The sequence below is a fragment of the Sinomonas sp. genome (genome assembly GCF_051955515.1).
Classification (GTDB): domain Bacteria; phylum Actinomycetota; class Actinomycetes; order Actinomycetales; family Micrococcaceae; genus Sinomonas.
Window position 1 is genome coordinate 1 of the sequence record NZ_JBQCGQ010000110.1, and the last position, 6581, is coordinate 6581.

At 66.0% G+C, this 6581-nt stretch carries 8 protein-coding genes; 7 read left to right on the top strand and 1 reads right to left on the bottom strand.

All coding sequences use genetic code 11. The features are described 5' to 3' along the window. Together ACTHL9_RS05935 and ACTHL9_RS05940 are read left to right on the top strand one after the other, a co-directional pair. Window positions 1–1221, top strand: a 1221-nt coding sequence (locus ACTHL9_RS05935) for an SbcC/MukB-like Walker B domain-containing protein (protein WP_440517923.1), incomplete at its 5' end; no start/stop codon positions are given. Window positions 1222–1225: 4 nt separating this feature from the next. Beyond that, on the top strand, window positions 1226–2398 hold the full coding sequence (locus ACTHL9_RS05940; protein ID WP_440517930.1) for a DUF3322 domain-containing protein: 1173 nt from the start codon (window positions 1226–1228) through the stop codon (window positions 2396–2398). On the opposite strand, the gene ACTHL9_RS05945 is transcribed toward ACTHL9_RS05940, so the two are convergent. Next, entirely contained in the window at window positions 2383–2505 is a 123-nt protein-coding gene (locus ACTHL9_RS05945) for a hypothetical protein (protein ID WP_440517924.1), read from the bottom strand. The genes ACTHL9_RS05940 and ACTHL9_RS05945 overlap by 16 nt on opposite strands. A 62-nt stretch (window positions 2506–2567) precedes the next feature. Between ACTHL9_RS05945 and ACTHL9_RS05950 the strand changes: the two genes are divergently transcribed. The 5 genes from ACTHL9_RS05950 to ACTHL9_RS05970 all read left to right on the top strand — a co-directional run bounded on the left by ACTHL9_RS05950 (window position 2568) and on the right by ACTHL9_RS05970 (window position 6429). Then, a complete protein-coding gene (locus tag ACTHL9_RS05950; protein ID WP_440517925.1) occupies window positions 2568–2972 on the top strand; it encodes a hypothetical protein in 405 nt (134 codons plus the stop codon). A 405-nt stretch (window positions 2973–3377) separates the two neighbouring features. Continuing rightward, complete coding sequence (locus ACTHL9_RS05955; protein WP_440517926.1) at window positions 3378–3506, top strand: hypothetical protein; 129 nt, start codon at window positions 3378–3380, stop codon at window positions 3504–3506. An 11-nt stretch (window positions 3507–3517) separates the two neighbouring features. Further along, entirely contained in the window at window positions 3518–3892 is a 375-nt protein-coding gene (locus ACTHL9_RS05960) for an ATP-binding cassette domain-containing protein (protein WP_440517927.1), read from the top strand. Between the two features lie 281 nt (window positions 3893–4173). Further along, a complete protein-coding gene (locus tag ACTHL9_RS05965) occupies window positions 4174–4533 on the top strand; it encodes a hypothetical protein (protein ID WP_440517928.1) in 360 nt (119 codons plus the stop codon). A 129-nt stretch (window positions 4534–4662) separates the two neighbouring features. Beyond that, window positions 4663–6429, top strand: a complete 1767-nt coding sequence (locus ACTHL9_RS05970) for an MFS transporter (RefSeq protein ID WP_440517929.1) — start codon at window positions 4663–4665, stop codon at window positions 6427–6429. Window positions 6430–6581 lie beyond the last annotated feature (152 nt).

The window sequence follows — 6581 nt, forward strand, 5'->3', positions numbered from 1 at the left end:
CGCCTCGAGCGCGCCCGGGAGCGTGTGGCCGCCGTGCAGAAGCGTCAAGGGGCGAACGAGGCCGAGGCGAAATCCATCGCCGAGGCGATCGAAGAGTGCCACGGGACTCTCTCGGATTCGCCGCTCACGGCCGACGGCGTACTCGTTGCGGAGATTGCCGACCTCTCCGCAGCTGCGCTGGGCGAGGAGCAGCTCACGTACAAGAACGCCGATCGCACACAAAGCCGGGTACGCGACAAGCTCCAGGCGGACATCGACGCGCTCACCAAGCGGGTCGCGAGCTCGGCGGAGAAGACGATCCGGCTCATGACGGAATTCCGCGCCGTGTACCCCGCCGAGACCACTGACTTCGACGGATCGCTCGACGCTGCCCCGGAGTACAACCGCATGCTTGCCCAGCTGCAGGAAAACGACCTCCCACGCTTCGAGGAGCGGTTCAAAGACTCCCTCAATCAGAACACGATCAACGAGATCGTCGCTTTCAACGCGTTCCTCGACGCGCGAAAGACGGATATTGCCACTCGAATCCGGGAAATCAATGATTCGCTCGCGCAGATCGAATACAACCCCGGCCGGCACATCCAACTCGAGCACCAGCCGACCACGGATTCGGACGTCCGCGAATTCGTGGCCGATCTGCGCGCGTGCTCCGAGGGCACGCTCGGGGCGGATGAGCAGTATTCCGAGCAGAAATTCCTTCAGGTGGAAAAGCTCATCGAACGGTTCCGGGGCAGGCAGGGCCTCACTGCCCTCGATGCGAAATGGACCGCGAAGGTCACCGATGTTCGCCAGTGGTTCACCTTCAGCGCCTCGGAGAAGTGGACTGAGACCGGCGAGGAACACGAGCATTTCACGGACTCGGGCGGCAAGTCTGGTGGGCAGAAGGAGAAGCTCGCGTACACGATCCTCGCTGCGGCGCTCGCGTTCCAGTTCGGCCTTGCAGGGTCGCGGCACAGCACAGGCGCGGAGCGCAGCTTCCGGTTCGTCGTGATCGATGAGGCATTCGGCCGAGGTTCGGACGAATCGGCCCGCTACGGCCTCGAGCTGTTCCGGCGGATGCGGCTGCAGCTGCTGATCGTGACACCGCTGCAGAAGATCCACGTGATCGAACCCTACGTTTCGCACGTCGGCTTCGTGGCCAACCCGAGAGGACAGGACTCCCGGCTGCGGAACATGACCATCCAGGAGTACCGCGGGGAGCGCGAACGCCGTGCCGGCTGAACGGGTGTGGACGGGAATCGCGGAGCTTCGCACCTTCAGCCAGCGATCGTGGGAGCGCGGCGAGCTACTTCGAGAGGCTATCCATCCAGCGGGACTGTATCCCCGTCGTCGTCAGCTGAAGCGGCCCAGCGCAAACCAGTTGCGGGACAGCTATCCGGCAGTGCGTGCCTGGGCAGCCGAACTCCGCACGGGTGCTGGCTCCTTCCATCTCGAGCTGACGGAGGCTGGACGCACGACGATCGGGGCGAATCTCGTTCCATCCGCCGTCGTGTTCGCCACGCCCGGGGAGGAGGCGGGATTCATTGGTCGACGGCGGGAGCTTGAGCGCTTCTCTCGGCTCGCCGACGCGGTTCTCGCCGCAGAGCCCACACTCACGGAGTGGCTCGTGCGGCGGCCGCTCGCCGCTCTCGAGGTTGCCGATGCCCTTCCGGACCTGGTGCGGGCAGCGCGTTGGTTCGCAGACCACCCGGCCCCCCGCCTGTATGTACGCCAACTCGCGATCCCGGGTGTTCACACCAAGTTCCTCGAGACGCATCGCAGGATCCTTGACGAGCTCGTCTCAGCGCTCGATCCCGAACGCCCCACAGGCAGCTTCGAGGGGCGGCACGGGCTTCTCGCAAAGATCCCGCCCGTGCGCTTCCGACTCCTCGACCCCGCTTTGGCCTTCCTCGGCGGCGCAACGGACGTCGTGCTCCGGGTGGACGATTTCGTGCGGTTGCCGCTCGACGTCGATACGGTGTTCGTCGTCGAGAACGAAATCACTTTCCTCTCCCTCCCCCAGCTTCCTCGGACTGTTGCCGTGTCGGGCGCGGGATTCGGGTCCCACACCAGGGTTCCCGAGTGGGTTATCAGGGCACAGCTCCTCTACTGGGGCGACATCGACTCACATGGCTTTGCCGTCCTCGACCAGCTCCGTGCCGCCCATCCGCAGGTCGAAAGTCTGCTGATGGACCGGGAGACCCTCCTCGCCCATAGTGAGCTCTGGGTCCAGGACCCGAAGCCGACGAGGGCGGCGCTTCCCCGGCTGACCGTCGAGGAGTCCGAGCTGTACACGTCGCTGACTTCGGGCGTGCTTGGCCGGCCGGAGTGGGCAGCCGTGCGGCTCGAACAGGAGTATGTGCGGTGGGACTGGGTGATGGAACGGATCGCCCTCAATGGGCGTCACTCGCCAAGGTAGAAGTCGACAGCCTGCTCGACGAGCGACTCCCGAATTCCGTGTTCCCTACCGGTTGCCGTCGCCATCGTCTGGCGCGCCGCGGTCGTCGCCGTCGTGGTCGCCGCCACCCGGGTGGAGCGGCTGCGGCGCCACCGTTGGAGCCGGCGCCGGGGCTGGAGGTGGCGGCTGAATGACGGGCGGGGGTGGCGGTGCTGGAGCCGCCGTGTCGCTCGGGGTTACGGGCGACGGCGGCTCGGTCACCGTTGGCGTTGGCGTCACCGTCGGCGTTGGTGTCGCCGAGGCCGTCGGCATTGGAGATGGGGTGGCAATGGAGGTGGGCGTGGTGGCCGACCGGCTGGGTGCGGGAGCCGCCGGCTGTGGATTGGCGCAGCCTCCAAGCGCAAGGGTGGCCCCGAATGCTGCTGCGGCAAGCGCGGGGCGGGAGATCTTCATGATGTGCCCTCCGAAGGCTCCTGACACGGAACGTCTGGAGCATCACCGAGAGGACGACGCCAAGGCCCCACCGGTTCATCCGCCACGCAGGCTTCACCTCCCCCACCACGGAACCGCATCCCTCGAAGCACCGAATTCCTGAGCTCCGGCCACTGAGTTCCGCCGCCTCCGCCTCGGACTGCGACAAACCCGTGGCTACGCTCGGCGACTCGGCCGGAGTCATCAAAAAAGATGAGGAAAAGGGAAAACAATGGCGTTTGGACGCAGGAATCTCCTCCTCGGCTCCCGATCCCACGGGAGCACCGCATGCAATGGCTTCGGGGCCTGCCAGCATTCCCTCTACTGATGCTCCAAAGAATCTCCCGCACGTTCTCGCCCCGCACTCCGGGGTCGAGGCTTTTGCATTGCTCCGTCGCCGTCTACTTCGTCCGAGCGCGACCGTCGCAGACTCTTCCTCGAGACGATCCATGGGCGACCCTTCGCGCTCCGCCACCTTCGCTTCTTCGCAGCACTCAGCGGGGGCGTCGCGGTGGTTTTCGGCGGATCCGTGATCCTGGCGACTTGTTCGGTCTCTGGCGTCGTGGCCGGCGCTGGCCTCGTCGCGATCCTGCTCCCCCTGTCCGCGGTGATTCTGGCCCGGCAGGAGCGGAGCACCACCGACCGAGTCCCCGAATGAAAGGAATGCACGTGCTGGTCGAAGCCACCTCGATATCGAAGACGATCAACGAACGTAAGCTGTGGTCGGACATGAATCTCTCCGTAGGCCCGGGAGAGATCTTCGGGGTGTTGGGCCAGAGCGGCTCCGGCAAGACGGCGTTGCTCACATGTCTGGGCGGCCTCGCACCAATCGATGGCGGCGAGATCCGGATCGGTGACGTCCGACTCGACAATGTCTCGCGAGGTGCAAGACGCCAGTTGCTTCGATCGCACCTCGGCTTTCTGTTCCGGAGCCACGTGCTCATCGATTCCTGGACCATCGAGCAGAATCTCGCGTTGGCCTTCCCAAGGCACACCAGCCACTCGGAGCGGCGGCGAAGGTCCCAAGGTCATCCTCGCCGATGAGCCGAGCTCGGCCCTCGATGATTACCATTCCGCCCTGCTGCTCGCAGCGCTCCGCGAGCATTGCACGCGAGGGGGCGCCGTCGTCGTCGCCACCCACGACCCGCGCCTCTTAGAGATCTGCGACGGGCTCCTTCGCCTCACTGAGGATTCCCTTGAAAATCGAAGATCAGTCGCCGAACATTGACCGAATCGTTCCCCAAGGCAACAATGACTCCGTTGGGGGTTCTCTGTCGCTGGTCTCGGACTCGTGATCGGAACCAGCTATGACGATAAAGAGGCTATTGGCAACGGCCGCGGCAACGGCTGCACTTGTCCTCGTGGGCACCGCCGCCAACGCGGACGACTGCGTCAATCTCTCGCGTGCCCCGGCGCCGTGCGGCATGGACTGTACCAGCGGCCCGGTTACTCAAGGGAACTGGGTATGGCTGCCGAGCATCGGCGTCCCGGAGCCTGCCTGGGGCTTCGGCACTCCAGGCTCCCTCCCCTCGCAACAGGTCGGGCTGCCGGGCGCGAACGGGAACTACCTCAACGAGGGCGGAGGCGTCTCCTGGCTCCATGAGAAGAGCCTCTGCGTGAACGGCAACACGGCGCGGGCAACCGCGAACAGCACGCACGGCATCCAGACCGGCTGCGGCGAATAGCTCTTTCCAAAGCGTTACGCCCTAACCGGGAGTTAGGGCGTAACGCTTTTCTGAGCCCTCCGGAGCCTCCCCGAAGGACAATCATCGGCGTACGGTAGTTAGTACACGTCAACTAACTGGGAGGCTCGGATGAGCTCGGGTGCATTGACGGCATACAAGGCCCGCAGGGCGGCGCACGCCGAGCGGGACCTCGCGAGTCCGCATTACAAGTGGATCGTCCTCTCCAACACCACCCTTGGTGTGCTGATGGCGACCATCAACTCGTCCATCCTGCTCATCGCCCTCCCGGACATCTTCCGGGGAATCGGCATCGATCCCCTCCAGCCGGGCAACACCGGCCTGCTGCTGTGGCTCATCATGGGCTACCTCGTGGTGACGGCCGTCCTCGTGGTGAGCTTCGGCCGCCTCGGCGACATGTACGGGCGCGTGAAGATGTACAACGCGGGGTTCGCGATCTTCACCCTCTTCTCGATCCTGCTCTCCATCACGTGGCTCCACGGAAACGCCGGGGTGCTCTGGCTTATCGCCATGCGAATCCTCCAAGGCGTGGGCGGCGCCCTGCTCATGGCGAATTCGAGTGCGATCATCACGGACGCCTTCCCCATCGACCAACGCGGCCTCGCCCTTGGCCTGAATCAGGTGGCAGGCATCGCGGGTTCGTTCTTGGGACTCATCCTCGGCGGGCTGTTGGGCCCGCTCGAGTGGCACCTCGTCTTCCTCGTCTCGGTCCCGGTGGGCCTGTTCGGCACCGTCTGGGCCTCGCTGCGGCTCCACGAGGTGGGAAGCCGCCCGCGCGCCAGGATGGACTGGTGGGGAAACCTGACGTTCGCCGTCGGCCTCATCGCCGTGCTCGTCGGGATCACGTACGGCATCCAGCCCTACGGCGGCAGGCCCATGGGCTGGGCGAATCCCGGGGTGCTGGTCGCCATCGGAGGCGGCGTCGTCGTCCTCATTCTCTTCTGCGCCATCGAACTCCGCACGCCGGAGCCGATGTTCAGACTCGACCTCTTCCGCATCCGTGCTTTCTCTGCCGGGAATCTCGCGAGCCTCCTCTCTGGCCTCGGGCGAGGCGGGCTCATGTTCATCCTCATCATCTGGCTTCAGGGCATCTGGCTGCCGCGCCACGGCTACAGCTTCGAGTCGACGCCGCTCTGGGCTGGCATCTACATGCTTCCCCTGACGGTCGGCTTCCTCGTGGCGGGGCCGACCTCGGGCTGGCTGTCCGACCGCTTCGGCGCGCGGATCCTCGCGACGGGCGGCATGGTGGTGGCGGCAGCGAGCTTCCTGTGGCTCCTCGTGCTCCCCGTCGACTTCGATTACTGGGTCTTCGCGCTGGCCCTGCTCGCCAACGGGATCGGCATGGGCCTGTTCGCCGCGCCGAACCGGGCGAGCATCATGAACAGCCTGCCACCGGGTCAACGGGGCGTGGGCGCGGGCATGAGCACGACGTTCCAGAACTCCTCGATGGTGCTCTCGATCGGCATCTTCTTCTCGCTGATGATCGCCGGTCTCGCGGGCTCTCTCCCCCACACGCTGACCTCGGGGCTGACCGCCCAAGGCGTTCCCGCCGTCGACGCCAACCGCATCGCGGCCCTTCCGCCCGTCGGTGTGCTGTTCGCCTCGCTCCTCGGCTACAACCCGGTGCAGACGCTGCTCGGCCCGCAGGTCCTCGGTTCCCTTCCGCCGGCCAACGTCCAGTACCTCACCGGCCGCGCCTTCTTCCCGGCGCTCATCTCCGGCCCGTTCGCAACCGGGCTCCAGGTGGCGTTCGCGTTCGCCGTCGCCGCGTGCCTCATCGCGGCACTTGCCTCGGCGCTGCGCGGCGAGAAGTACGTGGACCCGGGGACCCCGGCCAGGATCGAGGCGGACACGGCTGACGCGGAGCCGGAGCGATGACAGGACCAGAGCGATGACAGGACCAGAGCGATGACAACGGCCGACGACGGCGACCTCGCCCTCGCGGCCGAGCTGCGGGCCGCCGTCAATCGCCTCGCGTTCTATCTGCGGCGCGACGCGGGCAAGCGAGACCTCACGCCCTCGAGGCTCGC